Origin of the sequence: Cupriavidus sp. 2SB, from assembly GCF_005503625.1 — a bacterium.
Taxonomy (GTDB): domain Bacteria; phylum Pseudomonadota; class Gammaproteobacteria; order Burkholderiales; family Burkholderiaceae; genus Cupriavidus.
In genome coordinates, this window is the sequence record NZ_SCMX01000073.1 from 1 (window position 1) to 16,368 (window position 16,368).

16 protein-coding genes are annotated in these 16,368 nt (G+C 65.4%); 13 read left to right on the top strand and 3 right to left on the bottom strand.

What is annotated here, in order from left to right; translation table 11 throughout:
• The first annotated feature begins 15 nt into the window (after nucleotides 1-15).
• The 13 genes from FFS21_RS25510 to FFS21_RS25570 all read left to right on the top strand — a co-directional run bounded on the left by FFS21_RS25510 (nucleotide 16) and on the right by FFS21_RS25570 (nucleotide 13,401).
• Nucleotides 16-942 (top strand): LysR substrate-binding domain-containing protein, encoded by a 927-nt coding sequence (locus FFS21_RS25510; RefSeq protein WP_137927499.1) that lies wholly within the window; start codon nucleotides 16-18, stop codon nucleotides 940-942.
• A 1,082-nt stretch (nucleotides 943-2,024) separates the two neighbouring features.
• Entirely contained in the window at nucleotides 2,025-2,204 is a 180-nt protein-coding gene (locus FFS21_RS25515; protein WP_137927500.1) for a Flp family type IVb pilin, read from the top strand.
• 132 nt (nucleotides 2,205-2,336) lie between these two features.
• On the top strand, nucleotides 2,337-2,882 hold the full coding sequence (locus tag FFS21_RS25520) for a prepilin peptidase (protein WP_137927501.1): 546 nt from the start codon (nucleotides 2,337-2,339) through the stop codon (nucleotides 2,880-2,882).
• A 330-nt stretch (nucleotides 2,883-3,212) separates the two neighbouring features.
• A complete protein-coding gene (gene cpaB, locus FFS21_RS25525; protein ID WP_137927502.1) occupies nucleotides 3,213-4,058 on the top strand; it encodes a Flp pilus assembly protein CpaB in 846 nt (281 codons plus the stop codon).
• A gap of 88 nt (nucleotides 4,059-4,146) precedes the next feature.
• On the top strand, nucleotides 4,147-5,928 hold the full coding sequence (locus FFS21_RS25530; RefSeq protein WP_137927503.1) for a type II and III secretion system protein family protein: 1,782 nt from the start codon (nucleotides 4,147-4,149) through the stop codon (nucleotides 5,926-5,928).
• A gap of 37 nt (nucleotides 5,929-5,965) precedes the next feature.
• On the top strand, nucleotides 5,966-6,307 hold the full coding sequence (locus FFS21_RS25535; protein WP_237380036.1) for a hypothetical protein: 342 nt from the start codon (nucleotides 5,966-5,968) through the stop codon (nucleotides 6,305-6,307).
• 34 nt (nucleotides 6,308-6,341) lie between these two features.
• Nucleotides 6,342-7,535: a CpaE/TadZ family protein gene (locus FFS21_RS25540; protein ID WP_137927504.1), complete on the top strand. Its 1,194-nt coding sequence runs from the start codon at nucleotides 6,342-6,344 to the stop codon at nucleotides 7,533-7,535.
• A gap of 22 nt (nucleotides 7,536-7,557) precedes the next feature.
• On the top strand, nucleotides 7,558-8,919 hold the full coding sequence (locus tag FFS21_RS25545; protein ID WP_137927505.1) for a TadA family conjugal transfer-associated ATPase: 1,362 nt from the start codon (nucleotides 7,558-7,560) through the stop codon (nucleotides 8,917-8,919).
• Between the two features lie 10 nt (nucleotides 8,920-8,929).
• Nucleotides 8,930-9,907, top strand: coding sequence for a type II secretion system F family protein (locus FFS21_RS25550; RefSeq protein ID WP_137927506.1), 978 nt, complete (start codon nucleotides 8,930-8,932; stop codon nucleotides 9,905-9,907).
• Nucleotides 9,908-9,946: 39 nt separating this feature from the next.
• Nucleotides 9,947-10,888 (top strand): type II secretion system F family protein, encoded by a 942-nt coding sequence (locus FFS21_RS25555; RefSeq protein WP_137927507.1) that lies wholly within the window; start codon nucleotides 9,947-9,949, stop codon nucleotides 10,886-10,888.
• Between the two features lie 39 nt (nucleotides 10,889-10,927).
• Nucleotides 10,928-11,371: a TadE/TadG family type IV pilus assembly protein gene (locus FFS21_RS25560; RefSeq protein WP_137927508.1), complete on the top strand. Its 444-nt coding sequence runs from the start codon at nucleotides 10,928-10,930 to the stop codon at nucleotides 11,369-11,371.
• A 28-nt stretch (nucleotides 11,372-11,399) separates the two neighbouring features.
• Nucleotides 11,400-12,443, top strand: coding sequence for a pilus assembly protein TadG-related protein (locus FFS21_RS25565; protein ID WP_137927509.1), 1,044 nt, complete (start codon nucleotides 11,400-11,402; stop codon nucleotides 12,441-12,443).
• A 169-nt stretch (nucleotides 12,444-12,612) separates the two neighbouring features.
• The gene (locus FFS21_RS25570) at nucleotides 12,613-13,401 is read left to right on the top strand and encodes a metallophosphoesterase (protein WP_137927510.1); all 789 of its coding nucleotides are present in this window, start codon (nucleotides 12,613-12,615) and stop codon (nucleotides 13,399-13,401) included.
• A 256-nt stretch (nucleotides 13,402-13,657) separates the two neighbouring features.
• Here FFS21_RS25570 and groL read toward each other — a convergent pair whose 3' ends face one another.
• The 3 genes from groL to FFS21_RS25590 all read right to left on the bottom strand — a co-directional run bounded on the left by groL (nucleotide 13,658) and on the right by FFS21_RS25590 (nucleotide 16,245).
• The gene (gene groL / locus FFS21_RS25580; protein WP_137927511.1) at nucleotides 13,658-15,301 is read right to left on the bottom strand and encodes a chaperonin GroEL; all 1,644 of its coding nucleotides are present in this window, start codon (nucleotides 15,299-15,301) and stop codon (nucleotides 13,658-13,660) included.
• Nucleotides 15,302-15,391: 90 nt separating this feature from the next.
• On the bottom strand, nucleotides 15,392-15,682 hold the full coding sequence (groES, locus tag FFS21_RS25585; protein ID WP_130390881.1) for a co-chaperone GroES: 291 nt from the start codon (nucleotides 15,680-15,682) through the stop codon (nucleotides 15,392-15,394).
• A 278-nt stretch (nucleotides 15,683-15,960) separates the two neighbouring features.
• Nucleotides 15,961-16,245, bottom strand: a complete 285-nt coding sequence (locus tag FFS21_RS25590) for an ArsR family transcriptional regulator (RefSeq protein WP_137927512.1) — start codon at nucleotides 16,243-16,245, stop codon at nucleotides 15,961-15,963.
• Between the last annotated feature and the right edge of the window lie 123 nt (nucleotides 16,246-16,368).

The window sequence follows — 16,368 nt, forward strand, 5'->3', positions numbered from 1 at the left end:
CCGCCCCCACTGCCCTTGTCCGATATCCGACCGCCCCGTCCGCCTCACCTGCCGCCGCTTCAGGCGCTGCGGGCACTGGAAGCTGCCGCGCGCCACCGGAGCTTTTCACGGGCTGCCGAAGAGTTGGCGCTCACCCACAGTGCCATCAGTCATCACATCCGCGCGCTGGAGGACAACCTCGGCACCAAGCTGTTCCGGCGCACCGGGCTCACGATGACGCCCACCAGCGCGGGCGCCCGGCTGGCCGAGCAGGTGCGCGGTGCGCTCGACCAACTGGAATCGGCCCTACGCGAGGCCAGCGACGTGGCTGGCCCGCCCGTGGTGCGGCTCCAGGTCAGCGTGATGGCCGACCTCGCCAACGCATGGCTGATCCGCCGCTTGCCCAGCCTGCACGCGCAGGCGCCCGAACTCGACCTGCACCTGCGGCTGCATGCCGAGATCTCGCCGCCCGATCCGTATTCGGTCGATGTCGGCATCTGGCACCAGCGCGTGGACCTGCCCGGGTTCGAATGCCACAACCTGATCGAGGATCATGTCATCGCCGTGGCCAGCCCCGCGCTGCTGGCGCGCTATCCGGGATTCACACTGGCCGACCTGCCCCGCCTGCCCATGCTGCGGTTTGCGCTGCGGCCATGGCGCGACTGGCTGCTGCTGGCCGGCTTGCCGCCGGAGGAGCCCGAGCGCGGGCCGATCTTCCAGGATGCCGGGCTGATGCTTCAGTCCGCCGTGGCCGGGCTGGGCGTGGCCACGGCCCGTGCGCAACTGGCCAACGACTATCTGGCGAGTGGCCAGCTTGTGCAGATCGGCGAGACACGCATCCCGTCGAGCCTGCACTACTGGGTGACGTGGCGCGAGGGCAATCCTCGCGAAAAGGCCATCCAGCAGTTCCATGCCTGGCTCAAGGCGCAGGCTGAAGAATCTACATGGCCGTCTCGCGGCTGAAACAGATTGCATGACGAAGCTGTCAAATAGGCCCATAAAAGCACTTCAATTTCGCAACAACTTCCGCCTCATAGCGCCTGAAGTTTCATCAATGCAACCATTTTGCCCATCGCTTGATCCGGCACCGGTGAGCATGATTTCTCCTCCATCAGGCCGATAGCCAGGTATCCAGAACGATCCATCTGCAATCGGCATCGTTCAAAAGGATGAGGCGCAGATCGCTCGTGGCGTAGCCCGCCTGGTGCTCGCAACGCGCTGCTGGGCATGCCGCGCTACATCCGTTCAGGGGGTAGGCCTCAGCCGGACAGTACCCTCCCCCGGATGGGCCACACCTTCAATGCCGTATCAGGCGCTTCAAAAATGAAACGTTTTTGGCCATCTGCAGCGTTTGCTGCATAACGCTTACAAAGCGGCGCTTGCGATACCGCGCCGTCTGTTTGAAGCACGCTTCTCCGCACATTTGCCAGCCAATTCGCGGGTTTCTACGCGTTTTCTGCCTTGGGCATCACGCTCGCGTTTCGAAACATTCAGTTACACAGTTTCGTCCACGACGCATCGCCAAACCCTCACCCCTTTAAAAATCAATGACTTGGCGACAGTGGCACGTTCGTCGCTCAATGCCCTGCAACCACGGCAGGCCAGCAGGTTCCGCAGCAGAGGGAGCCAGGGCACACAGACCGAACACAACAAGTGGGACGGGTGATCGGACCAGACGGTCAGATCGAGGGAGCGAAACAGGGGCGGCACGCTGCAGTGCCCCCCGAGGCGTAGAAGGCCGGCAACAGGCCCGACCGCCAGCAGTTGCAGCGCATTCAGGCGTGGAACGATCCCTGGAGAGCAGGACGGATCGGACCACGGCGCCCACTCGGGATGTTGGTGCCGCCGGAAGCGGCCTGACATCGGGCGAAGATGTGCAACCGGATTGTTTCCGGAAACGCATCGCCTGAGCCAGGTGGAATCGCACAGACGCCACGTCAGTGACAGCTTTGCGGTTTGGCCTCGGTCAGCATCATCGGCCGAAACCTTGTGCCCGACCTCCAGCGGGCGCTTTTTTCCAAAACCATGACGTCAAGGAGAAGGACATGAAAGCCATGTTCGATGGAATCAAGCGTTTTGTTCGTGAAGAAGACGGCGCAGCGGGCGTGGAATATGCCCTTCTGCTCGCCTTCGTGGCCCTGGTGATGGTGGGCTTCGGCGGCGACGTGAAAGCTGCCGTGGGCGGCATCTGGGGCAACATCGTCGCCGGCCTGCAGGGCGCCTGAGCCAGCCGCCGCAGGCAGGGCCGGCCCGACGCGCCAGCGGGCCGGTCCGCCACCCAGCACAGATTTCCACGCCATGCCCGGCCATCGTGCCGACGCACGGCTGACAACGACCGCCTGACCGGGGGAACCGCCATGATCACATTCGCCGCACTTGCCAACCTGGGCCTGGCCGCGATGGTCGTCGTGGCGGCGGTAAGCGATGCCCACTCGCGCCGCATTCCGAACGCCCTTGTGGCTGCCGGACTCGTGGCCGCCCTGGGCTTCCAGATCGCGGCGTTGGGCTTCACTGCCGGCGCCTGGCAGTGGATAGGCGGCCTGGCGACGGGGATGGGACTGTTCCTGGCCATCTATCTCTTCGGCGGCCTGGGGGCCGGCGACGTGAAGTTGATGGGGGCGGCGGGCGCCTTCCTGGGCCCACTTGGCGCCGCACACGCCGCGCTGGCGAGCTTTCTGGTCGGTGGCTTGCTGGCACTCGCGGCGATGTTGCTGCATCGGCCTTCGCGGCAGGCGCTGACCGCGCTGGGTTCGCTGCTGATGGCATTGCCTTTCGGACGCACCGCCACCACCGCCGCACGCATCGATCCGGCCAGCGAGGCCGGCAGTTCTGCCACAGCACGGCTGCCCTACGCGATTGCCATTGCGGCGGGCGTCTTGCTGGTGAAGTGGGAGGTGCTCTGAACCGGCACCTGCCGGCGCGGAGCGCAATCGCACGGCAACGTCCGTGCGCAAGAACGAAGTACAAGGCCGATGCCGGCACAGCCCGGACGTTGGCGGGAACGGGAGACGGCCATGCCAGACAGCAGCCGCACACATGCGCAACAGGGGTCGGCCCGGCCCTGCGCAGCGCCACATCGCCACAGAAACGCCGTACAGCAGACCGCCGCGCGGCATAGCGTTGGCGCCCGCCGGGCACCGTTGCGCGGCAGGCCAGCCGGCCGCCCCGTCACGCCGCCAGCCTGCCGCATCGTGCGGGCCCGCCGCACCTTCCTGTTCTGAACGGAGACCATCATGAAGAACCTCCGCATCCTGTTCATGCTGCTGATCGCCACCGTTGCCGGACTGACCGCCGTGGTACTGGCCTCCCGCTGGCTCATGCAGCAAGGCGCCAGCGGCATTACCAAGGTGGCTGTCGCCAATGCCGACATCGACCTGGGCCAGCAGATCACCGCCGAATCCATCCGGCTGGTGGACTGGCCTTCGGCCAGCCTGCCGCCCGGCGTGGTCAACGACGCGCACCTGCTCGACGGCCGCGTCACCAAGGCCAGCCTCACGCGCGGCGAGCCGATCCTTGAATCCAAGCTCACGCCGGTGGGTACCAAGGGCGGACTCTCTGCCGTCATCGCCAGCGGCAAGCGCGCCATCACCGTACGTGTGAACGATGTAGTCGGCGTGGCCGGTTTTGCATTGCCGGGCAGTTTCGTCGACATCATCGTCAATACGCAGCGCGACAAGGACGGCAAGCCCAGCGCCAGCCACGCGGAGAAAGGCGAGCAGTCGATTTCGAAGATCGTGCTCGAGAAGATCCTGGTGCTGGCCGTGGCGCAAGAGGTCAATCGCGACGAGACCAAGCCGAAGGTCGTGAATGCGGTCACGCTGGAAGTCACGCCCGAGGAAGCCGAGAAGATCGACCTGGCGCGCAGCGTGGGCAACCTCTCCCTGGTGTTGCGCAACCAGGTAGACCCGCGTCCTGCCGAGACGGCGGGTGCCACCAAGGATTCCCTGCTCAAGGTGCCCGTCGTGGCCGTGGCTGCCCCGTCGATCCGGACCGTGACCGTGCGCCAGATGGCCGAGCGCAAGCCTGGCAACTGCGTGGGCGTGATCAACGGCACCCAGCACAACCAGGAATGCTTCTGAACCACCACTACAACGGCACCCGTTGACCAGAGGAAGCAGGCCACACCGGACACTGCTCCCGAAAACGGCGAACCACCGGGGGAACATCATGGAAAGCAACCTCACAGGCCGCGGCTTGCCGCGCGCTGCCGGCACGCGCCTGCACATCTCGATCCTGGCACTCGCGGCGCTGGCCGCCGTGGCCAGCGGCAAAACCTACGGCCAGGCGGCCATCGAGGCGGCCATTGCCGCCGCCAGCAGCGCCGGCGTGCCAGTCCAGCTTGTGGCGCAACAGCCCGTCGGCGACGCCGCCGCAGCCCAGCGCGCCCAGCAGGCATCGGCAGCGGCGGCGGCACGCGGACCGAACTGCACGGGCGCCGTGCGCGACCGCCGCGAGGTAGCGGTGGCCGTCGGCAAGTCCACAATGATCGAGATGCCCGAAGCTGTGCGAAACCGCTCGCTCGGCAATCCGCACGTCGCGCAAGCCATGCTGGTCTCGCCGCAGACGCTCTACGTACTGGGCCAGGAGGTGGGTACGACCAACATGATCGTGCAGGGCCGCAGCGGATCGTGCAGCGTGATCGATGTCATCGTGGGCGCAGACCCTGGCGGGTTGCAGGCCACGCTGCGCCAGTTGCTGCCCGAGGCAAGCCGCGTCAAGGTATCGTCGGCTGCAGACAGTCTCGTACTGACCGGCACCGTGGCCGACGCCGTGCAGGCGCAGAAGGTGCTCGACATCGCCAACGCGTTCGTGGTCCGGCAAACGCGCGGCCCTACGCAAACCCAGCAGGCCCCGGCGGCGGCGCAGCAAACGCCGATCGCACAACTCGTGAACCCGGCCACGGCCGGCATGCCGATACGCAGCCCGCGCATCATCAACATGATGGTGGTCGAGGCGCCGCAGCAGGTCATGCTCGAAGTCAAGGTGGCCGAGGTTTCCAAGACGCTGATCGACCAGATGGGCTCGGCGGCCAACCTCGCGGGGGCATTCGGAAGCTGGAACTTCGGCCTGCTTGCCAACTTCCTGTCCTCGGGCGCGCCGGACCTGATCACCTTCAGCAAGAACAACAACCTGCCGTTGCAGTTCGCGCTCGATGCGCAACGCGGCGACGGACTCGTCAAGATCCTTGCCGAGCCAAACCTGATGGCAATCAGCGGACAGGAGGCCAGCTTCCTGGCGGGCGGCAAGGTCTTCATCCCCGTCCCGCAGAGCTTCGGCGGCAATACCACGACGATCATCCTCCAGGAAGAAACCTTCGGTGTGGGCCTGCGCTTTACGCCCACGGTGATGGAGAACGGCCGCATCAACCTGAAAGTGGCGCCCGAGGTATCGGAACTCTCCCCGACGGGTGTGGCGCTCACCGCGCCGAATGTGTCCGGCGCCACGATCCTGCCGCTCATCAACACGCGGCGGGCCTCCACCACGCTGCAGGTGTACGACGGTCAGAGCTTCGCAATCGGCGGCCTCATCAAGAACAACATCACCGGCAGCCTGAAGGCGCTGCCGGGCGTGGGCGAGCTGCCGGTGGTGGGCGCGCTGATGCGCAGCACGAACTTCCAGCAGGACCGCACCGAACTGATGTTCGTCGTGACGCCGCGCCTGGTGAAGCCGCTGCCGCAGTCCTATCCGATGCCGACCGACACCTTCGGGCCGGTTCGCCCCGGCGAGGTCTACATCAACGGCAACATGGAAGGCCACCCGGTTCGCCCCGCCACGGCACCGGCAGCCATGCCAGCACCGATGCCCGGCGCATCGCCCGCTACCGCCCCGACATCGATGCCTGCGCCAATGCCCGCACCCGGCTCCGCACCGGCACCGCTCACGCAGGCACCGGCTGGCGGCAACGCCACGCTGGCCGCCACCGATATCCCGGCGCGGTCGGATCGCTGAGTCGCCCGCCACCGCCAACCCGTTTCAGGAGCTCATCATGATCGTCCACAACCTGTTCCGCCCGGCCCTGCTCGCGGCCACCTTCGCGGCCTTCCTGCCAGTGCTTGCGAGCCTCGGCGGCTGCATGGCCTCGACCCCGCTCTACGACAAGCAGTTCGGCGATGCCGTGCGCACCGTGCGCGCCATGCAGACGCTGAACCCCGACGCCAGCAATCCCGCCAACCCCGGCGCCAGTGTCGACGGGCGCACCGCCACGGCGGCGATGGACCGCTACAACGGGTCGTTCCGCGCGCCCCAGGGCGATGCCAATGGCTATACGGTCGGCGTCGGCTCCGCGAACGGCGGCGGTAGCAGCGGCCTCAACAGCATGGGCCGCTGAAGCCCCTTTTCGTCATCCTTACAGGGAGCGAGCCATGGCAAAGATCGTCGTTGTCTCCGCCGAAGAATCGCAGTTGCAGCACGTTGCCGGACTCATCACGCAGTCCGCCAACCATGTGGTGCAACGTATGCTGGCCGCGCCGACGCTGGCGCTGGCGCAACCCGGCCTCACGCTCGGCACCGACCTGCTGATCCTGGCCGCCCCGGACTTCAGCGCGGACGATCTGTCCCAGCTGCGCCGCCTGCGCACCGACGCGCCCGGCACGCTGTGTATGTTGCTGACCGGCCACGCCTCCGCCGATCTCCTGATGCGCGCCATGCGTGCGGGTGTACAGGGCGTGCTGCCATGGCCGCCCGAGCCCGGCGAATTCCGCGATGAACTCCTGCGCTGCACGAGCCACGCACTCAGCAACGGCCGCGCCGAGGGGCAGGTACTGGCCTTCCTGTCGTGCAAGGGCGGCAGCGGCACCACGTTCATCGCCGCCAACACCGCGCACCTGCTGGCGGTCCGCCATCAGAAACGCGTGCTGATGGTGGACCTGAGCCAGCAGTACGGCGACGCTGCGTTCGTGCTGACGGACCAGACGCCGCCCGCCACGCTCGCCGAAGTGTGCCGCCAGATCGACCGGCTCGACGCTGCCTTGCTCGATGCCTGCGTGACGCATGTCTGCCCAGGCTTCGACGTGCTGCCCGCCGCCGGCGATCCGGTCAAGGCTGGCGAGATCAAGGCGGCCCATCTTGAACGACTGCTCACCATCGCGCGGCAGCAATACGACGCCGTGGTGCTGGATGTGGGGCAGGACATCAATCCGGCATCCATCGTCGTGCTCGATCACAGCAACCTGATCTATCCAGTGCTGCAGCCGAGCCTCTCGCACCTGCGCGGCGGTCACCGGCTGCTTGAGATCTGCCGCTCGCTCGGCTATCACGCCGACCGTCTGCGCCTGGTGCTCAACCGCCAGGACAAGCACGCCCCACTCGATCTCCGGACGATGGAAAACGCCTTCGGCATGCGCTTTGCCCATGTGCTGCCCAACGACACCGTGCCCGTGCGCGATGCCAGCAATCAGGGCCTGCCGCTGCTACAGGTGGCGCCGAAAGCTGCACTGACCCGCGCGCTCGGCGACATGGTCGGCGAGCTGTTTCCCGATACTGCGCCGCAGCGCGACAGCCTGCTGCGCAAGCTGTTCGGCCATGGTCCGCAGGTAGCCGCCCCGGCGCGCGCCTGACCCCCCCTGCCTGGAGCCCATCATGTCTTTGCGAGAACAACTCTTTCAGCAGGCCGGCGAGGCGCTGCCGCCGCGCGTGGCCAAGGCAAACGGCGCCGGCGCGGTCAGCCAGGCCTACCAGCAACTGGCGATGGAGATCCACCAGACCATCGTCGACCGTGTGGAACTGGCGCGGCTGCAGCAGCTCACGCCCGAACAAGTCAAGCGCGAACTGGCGCAACTGGTGGAGCGGATCATCGACGAGGGCAATCACCCGGTCAACGAAGCCGAGCGCCGCCGCCTGGTCTCCGACGTGCAGGACGAGATGCTCGGCTACGGCCCGCTGGAGCCGCTGCTGGCCGATCCCACGATCTCGGACATCCTCGTCAACACGGCCCGGCATGTCTATGTGGAGCGGCATGGCAAGCTCGAACTCACGGACGTCACGTTTCTCGATGACGCCCACCTGCTGCGCGTGATCGAGAAAATGGTGTCGCGCATGGGCCGGCGCATCGACGAGTCCAGCCCCATGGTGGATGCCCGGCTGCCCGACGGCTCGCGCATCAACGCCATCATCCCGCCATCCGCCATCGACGGCCCGCTGCTCTCGATCCGTCGCTTCTCGGTCAATCCGCTACAGATCAAGGACCTCGTCGAGCTATGCACGCTGACGCCGCAGATGGCGCAGTTGCTCGACGCCATGGTGCGCGCCAAGCTCAACGTACTGATCTCGGGCGGCACGGGTAGCGGCAAGACCACGCTGCTCAATATTCTCTCCGGCTTCATTCCTGCCGACGAGCGCATCGTGACGATCGAGGATGCGGCCGAACTGCAATTGCGCCAGAACCACGTACTGCGGCTCGAAACGCGGCCCGCCAATATCGAGGGACGCGGCGAGATTACGCAGCGGGCGCTGGTACGCAACGCACTGCGGATGCGGCCGGACCGGATCATCCTGGGCGAAGTGCGCGGTGCCGAGGCACTCGACATGCTGCACGCGATGAACACGGGCCACGAAGGATCGCTCGCCACCATCCACGCCAACACGCCGCGCGACGCGCTGACGCGGCTGGAGAACATGATCAGCATGGCCGGCCTGAACCTGCCCACGCGCACCATGCGCCAGCAGGTCACCTCGGCGATCTCGGTGGTGGTACAGGTTTCGCGCCTGACCGATGGCCGCCGCAAACTCGTCAGCGTGCAGGAGATCACGGGCATGGAAGGCGAGGTGGTGAACATGCAGGAGATCTTCACGTTCCGCCGCAAGGGTGTGGATCGCGACGGTCGCATCCGCGGCCACTTCTGCGCCACCGGTGTCCGTCCCAAGTTCTGCGAACGGCTCCAGGCGTTCGGCATTCATCTGCCTGAGACGCTGTTCGACCCCGCTGCCACGCAGGAAGTCTAGGAGCACGATCATGAACGCCACGATGGTCGGATTTTCCGTCTCGCTTTTCCTGGCCCTGCTGCTGGGCGCGCTTGGCGCATGGCAATGGTGGAACCAGACGCGCAGCCAGCGTGCCCGGCGCTTCAGCCATCGCGTGGAAGCGGCGATGCTCAAGAGCGTCAGCCACGGTGCCGATGCCGGCATCCTGAAGCAGCGCGTGCTGGGCGACTCGCCTGGCATGACACGGCTGCTGCGTCGGCTGCCGCGCGTGGAGGCGCTCGACCTGATCCTGCTCCAGTCCGGGCTTGACTGGTCCGTGAGCCGACTGCTGGCGGTGACCGGCCTTGCCGCGGTGGCCGCCATCGGCATGCTCCTGCCTTTCCACCCGCCTGCGTTTGCGCTGTTGCCGATCGCCATCTGCGCGGCCTGCCTGCCCACGCTTTTCGTGATGCGCAAACGGGGCAAGCGGCTCGCACGGCTGGAAGAACAATTGCCCGAGGCGGCCGACCTGATCGGCCGTGCGCTACGCGCTGGGCATTCGCTGCCGAGCGCACTCGACATGGCCGGCCAGGAGCTGCCCGACCCGATCGGCAACGAACTGGCACTGGTGTTCGGCGAGATCAACTACGGCATCCCGATTGGCGACGCACTGGCGGGCCTGACCGACCGCGTGCCTCTGGAAGACCTGCGCTATCTGGTCATCGCGATCATGATCCAGCGCGAATCGGGCGGCAACCTGGCCGAGATCCTCGACAACGTGGGCGCCCTGATCCGCAAGCGGCTGCAACTGCTGGACAAGGTGCGCGTGCTGTCGGCCGAGGGGCGTCTCGGCGGCGTCATCCTGACCCTGCTGCCGCTGGTCATGGGCGTCCTGGTGTACCAGATCAACCCTGACCTGATTTCCACGCTGTGGACCGATCCGGCCGGCATCCGAATGCTGTGGGCGGCCATCGCCATGACCTGCGTGGGCATCGTGTGGATGCGCCAGATCGTGCGGATTCATGTCTGAGACAGCCAGCAACCGAGGCGGGCGCCAGCCCGGACCATCATGCCCATGACCACCATCCTCCTGCTCACGGCCACCTTTGTCATCGTCTTCGGCGTGTCCTGCGTGGCAATGGCGCTGCTAAGGCCCAGTGCAGTGCAGCGCCGCGTGGGGCAGATCCATCGCGAGATACCGGGTGTGGAAATGCCGTCGCCACAAAGGGGCTGGCTACGCCAGGCCGAAAAGCTGGCCCGTCCGCTCGCCCGGATATCGCTGCCGAAGGAGGGATGGGAAAACTCCGCGCTGCGCACGCGCTTCATCCACGCAGGATGGCGCCAGCCGGAAGCCATGGCCGTGTACTTCGCACTGAAAACGCTGCTTGTGACCGGCCTGCCCCTGGTCATGTGGGTCCTGCTGTCCGGGCACCTCGACCCCGCGCAGCAGGCCAAGCTGCCACTGGCAATGTTTGCCGCAGCCGTGGCAGGGTTCTACCTGCCCGACCTGGTGCTGCGCCACAAGGTGCGCAGGCGCCAGCGCGAGATCTTCGAATCGTTTCCCGACAGCCTGGACCTCATCATGGTCTGCGTGGAGGCTGGCCTGGGTCTCGATGCGGCCGTGCTGCGCGTGGTGGAGGAAATGCGCAGCGCGCGCCCCGCAATGGCCGAGGAATACGAACTTCTCACGCTGGAGTTGCGTGCCGGCCTGCCGCGCGAGAAAGCCATGCGGAACCTGGCCTCGCGCACCGGCGTGGAAGACGTGAGCATGCTCGTGGCGATGCTGATCCAGGCCGACCGCTTCGGCACCAGCGTGGCGGATTCGCTGCGTGTGCATTCGGACATGCTCCGCACGCGCCGCCACATGCTGGCCGAGGAGCGCGCCGCAAAGATCGGCACCAAGATCCTCTTCCCGCTGATCTTCTGCATCTTTCCGTCGCTGTTCGTGGTGCTGCTTGGACCAGCCGCCATCCAGGTCATCACGGCACTGCGTTCGGTGGCGAATCAATAGGCACGCCCCAGTCTTCCGCCCCATCCGAAGGAGACCATCATGCGCCATCGCACCCGCTCTCGCCCTGCTGCCTCCGGCCAACGCGCCCGGGGAGCCGCAGCCGTGGAATTCGCCCTGATCTTCCCGCTGCTGATGTTCATCGTGTTCGGCGCGATCGAGTTCGGTACCGCGCTATACGACAAGGCCGTGATCACCAACGCCAGCCGCGAGGCGGCGCGTGCCGGCGTGATCCTGCGCACGCCCGCAATGACCAGCACGCAGATCAAGCAGGTAGCCACGAACTATTGCCAGAACAAGCTCGTGGCCTACGGCGCCTCTGCCACCTGCACCTACCCTGGCACGGTGACGGCATGCAGCACCACCGGCACGCCACTCACCGTACAGGTGGCCTACAACTTCAATGGCCTGCTGCTGGGTCCCCTGATCCGGCCGTTCACGGGTCCGATCACGATCAATGCATCGACCACCATGCTCTGCGAGTAGCGGGCATGCACCCCGAGGGAGGCCAGTGATGACACATCGCCCAACCAACATATCGTCCCGCCCTCGTCGGCAACGCGGCGCCATTGGCATCATGATGCCTTTCATGATGATCACGATCCTGTCGATCGGTGCCATCGCCATCGACGTGGGTCATCTCGTGGTGGTGCGCAACGAACTGCAGAATGCCGCGGATGCCGCGGCACTCGCGGGCGCGGCAAAGCTCTACCCAGCCACGCCTGCGCCGCAGTGGACCAACGCGGTCAGCAACGGCACATCGGCCATCGGACTCAACAAGGCGGCGGGCGTGACCCTTAGCACGGGCGCTGTACAGGCCGGCTACTGGAACCTGGCCGGCTCGCCTGCCACGCTGCAGGCGCAGACCATCGTGCCAACTTCCAACGACGCGCCAGCCGTCCAGGTCACGATCAGCCGCGGCGCGGGCAGCAACGGCGGCCCCGTGGCCATGCTGCTCGCGCAGGTCTTTGGCGGATCTGCGGCCAGCACTTCGGCCACCGCCGTGGCGGTGGTATCCGCACCGGGCGCGCTGCTGGCGGGCGCTACACCGCTGCCCATGGTGATCTCGTCCTGCCTCTACAGCCAGTTCTTCAATCCCACCACGGGGCAGCCACTCACCACGAGTTTCAAGATCGGATCGAGCTATCACTACGGCCCATGCGAATCCGGCCAGTGGACCACGTTCTTCTCGAATACGAATAGCGACTCCGCCACCAAGAACATCATCAATGGCAATACGCCCAGCCCAGCCATGAAGATCGGCGACAAGGTGTGGGTGCAGACCGGCACCAAGACGAACCTGTTCGGCGAAGTGGCCAGCGAGCTGACGGGAAAGACCGTGATCATTCCCGTCGTGTCGGACCCCACCAACACCGGCTTCCAGACCAATGGGCAAATGTCCATCGTCGCGTTCGCGGCGTTCTACATCGAGACCGCTGTGGGCGGGTCAGGCAAGTATGTACAAGGCCATTTCGTGGGTGGGGCGCCCGTGACCAACAGCGGCGGTGGCGTAGGCCCCTACTACGGCGCCTACGTCCCGCCCCGCCTGGCGAAGTGACCCCGAATGGAGCCGGCGGCCCGCCAGTGCCCCAGGCAATGGTGGCCCCTTGCGGCGCGTATCCATGACGCGCCATGAGGCCCCCCTGGCTCCTTTTGCGGCTCGGTCCTTGACCGGGCCGCTTTTTTTTCGAAGAATCGACCGCAGCCACCCCACAACCGGAGCCTGCATGAAGCTGCGCGTCCTCAGCGACATTCACGTCGAACACAATCCGTCCGAGCCCGTGCCTGACTGCGCGGCCGACCTCGTCATCCTGGCCGGCGACATCGCCAACGGCCGCGACGGCATCGACTGGGCCGCACGCACTTTCGACGTGCCCGTGCTCTACATCCCAGGCAACCACGAGTACTACGAAAGCGCGTTCGATACGGTGGACCAGTTGATGGCCGAAGGCGCCGCCGAGGCCGGCAACGTGACGCTACTCAACGGCACCGTGGCGGAATTTGCCGAACCCGACGGCCAGCGCGTGCGAATTGTCGGCACGACCTGGTGGACCGACTACTGCCTCTACGGCGAGAACCGCGCGGACGAGGCCATGGAAGCCTGCGCCCGGGTGATGGTGGACCATCGCCTGATCGCCACGACCGATGCCGATGGCTCGCATCGCGGCTTCACACCTGCCGACGCACTGGCCCGCCACCACGCCGCCACCACCTGGCTGGCCGACGTGCTAGCGCAACCGTTCGACGGCAAGACCGTGGTCGTCACGCACCACGGCCCGGACCTGGGCAGCCTCGATGCCCGCTACGCGCACGACATCGTCTCCGCCGGCTTCATCTCCCGCCGCCCCGACCTTGTGGCACAGGCCGACGTCTGGATTCACGGGCACACGCATACCAGCTTCGACTACTGGATCGAGGATTCGCGCGTGGTCTGCAACCCACGCGGGTATATCTCGCGGCGGACGGGGCAGCCGGAGAATCCGGTGTTCGATTGGGGGAAGGTGGTGGAGGTTTGACGAGCCCTCCCTCCGCCCTTGGTTTGCTCCCCTCTCCCGCTTGCGGGAGAGGGGTTGGGGGAGAGGGCCAGAGGTTCTGCTTGCCGCCTTGTAGCCATTTGAACTGCCCGCCCTCTCCCCCACCCCTCTCCCAAAGGGAGAGGGGAGAAAATCAAAAGCAAGCGATCCGAGAGCAAAAAACAAAAACCCCCGAGGGCTCACGCCCTCGGGGGTTTTTTCGACAGTCAGGCGGGTTGGCCTGGCAGTCCGGCGCGATTTACATCATGCCGTCCATGCCGCCCATGCCACCCATGCCGCCCGGCATTGCCGGCGCCGATTCTTCCTTGGCGGTTTCCGCCACGGCGCAGTCGGTCGTCAGCATCAGCGAAGCCACCGAAGCGGCGTTCTGCAGCGCGGTGCGGGTCACCTTGGTCGGATCCAGCACGCCCATTTCCACCAGGTCGCCGTACTCGCCCGAAGCCGCGTTGTAACCGTAGTTACCCTTGCCTTCGATGACCTTGGCCACCACGACCGAAGCTTCTTCACCAGCGTTCAGCACGATCTGGCGCAGCGGCTCTTCCATGGCGCGCAGCACGATCTTGATGCCGGCGTTCTGGTCCGGGTTGGCACCCGTCAGGTTCGAGATGGCAGCACGTGCGCGCAGCAGGGCCACGCCACCGCCAGGAACAATGCCTTCTTCCACGGCAGCGCGCGTAGCGTGCAGCGCATCTTCCACGCGGGCCTTCTTTTCCTTCATTTCGACTTCGGTGGCAGCGCCAACCTTGATCACGGCAACACCGCCAGCCAGCTTGGCCACGCGTTCTTGCAGCTTTTCACGGTCGTAGTCCGAGGTGGCTTCCTCGATCTGGGCGCGGATCTGCTTCACACGGCCTTCGATGGCCGAGCCGTCGCCGGCGCCGTCGATGATGATCGTGTTTTCCTTGCCGATCTCGATGCGCTTGGCTTGACCCAGGTCTTGCAGGGTAGCCTTTTCCAGCGTCAGACCGATTTCCTCGGCGATCACCGTGCCGCCCGTCAGGATGGCGATGTCTTCCAGCATGGCCTTGCGGCGGTCGCCGAAGCCCGGAGCCTTGACGGCGGCGGTCTTCAGGATGCCACGGATGTTGTTCACCACCAGCGTGGCCAGGGCTTCGCCTTCCACGTCTTCAGCGATGATCAGCAGCGGGCGGCCAGCCTTGGCGACTTGTTCCAGCACCGGCAGCAGGTCACGGATGTTCGAGACCTTCTTGTCGAACAGCAGGACGAACGGGTTGTCCAGGGCAACAACCTGCTTTTCCGGGTTGTTGATGAAGTACGGCGACAGGTAGCCGCGGTCGAACTGCATGCCTTCCACGACTTCCAACTCGTCGGCCAGCGACTTGCCGTCTTCGACGGTGATGACGCCTTCCTTGCCAACCTTGTCCATGGCTTCAGCAATGCGCTCGCCAATCGAGGCGTCGCTGTTTGCCGAGATCGCGCCAACCTGGGCGATTTCCTTGCTGGTCGTGGTCGGCTTGCTCAGCTTCTTCAGCTCTTCCACGGCCGAGGCCACGGCCTTGTCGATGCCGCGCTTCAGGTCCATCGGGTTCATGCCGGCGGCCACGAACTTCATGCCTTCGCGGACGATCGACTGGGCCAGCACGGTTGCGGTGGTGGTACCGTCACCGGCGTTGTCGCTGGTCTTGGAAGCCACTTCCTTGACCATCTGCGCGCCCATGTTCTGCAGCTTGTCCTTCAGTTCGATTTCCTTGGCCACGGACACGCCGTCCTTGGTCACGGTCGGGCCACCGAAGCTGCGCTCCAGCACCACGTTGCGGCCCTTCGGGCCCAGGGTCACCTTCACTGCGTTGGCGAGAATGTTCACGCCTTCGACCATCTTGGCACGTGCGGCGTCGCCGAACACTACGTCTTTTGCTGCCATGTCTTGAATCTCCGAATCTGGGAAGACCGTCCCGCGGTCATGGTGGGGACGGTCAGGGAATCTGGTGTGATGCGGTCAGGCTTGCGTCAATTACTTGTTGACGACGGCCATGATGTCTTCTTCGCGCATGACCAGCAGTTCCTGGCCATCCACCTTCACGCCCTGGCCGGCATACTTGCCGAACAGCACGCGGTCACCCACCTTGACGTCGAGCACAATGTTGTTGCCCTTGTCATCCTTCTTGCCCGGGCCAACGGCCAGGACTTCGCCTTGATCCGGCTTCTCGGCTGCATTGTCGGGAATCACGATGCCGGACGCGGTCTTGGTTTCATTGTCCAGACGCTTCACGATCACACGGTCGTGCAGAGGACGCAGGTTCATACGGACTCCTAAATACAAAAAAGTGAGTTTTGATTCACAAAATGGCCGTCATCTTCAACGGCCATCCGGGTTTGGGTCTACCGCAGAGGTGTGACTAACCGGTTGTTAGCACTCTCCCCCAGCGAGTGCTAATTATAGGGACGGGGTATTTCCTTTTCAAGACGCGGACTGAATGGGGGTTTACCCGCACTCACGCAAATTCACCGCCTTTGACATGAAAAAACCCCGTACCGGGTCACCAGTACGGGGTCGAATCGGGGTCGGGGCGGGAGGGAAAGTCAGTCCAGGCCGCTGCTGTCGATATAGCCCAGTGCTTCGCGCACGGCGCGCCTGGCCTTGAGCACGTAGCAGACCTGGCGCTCGCGGACGACCAGCGCCAGCAGGTCGGCCTGCACCATTTCCTGGAAACAGTGGGCCGCATGCTTGTGGGTCAGACCCGAGACCTCCACCAGCGCCATGGCCGGCAGGCCATCGTCGCCGGCTTCGAGCAAGGCACGACAGATAGCGGCGCGCGCGGGCACCGTCAGCAACGCGAGGGCCAGGGTGCTTTCCTGGGTGTCCATCCGCTCTCTCCCCGAAAAATCTGATCAGTCATCGGATGATGCCCCACCGGGCCGGCATCGTATGCCTGAAAAAGACGGTGATTCGAGGGCCGTATCGCCACGGCAACGCTCTGTCCACGCTCT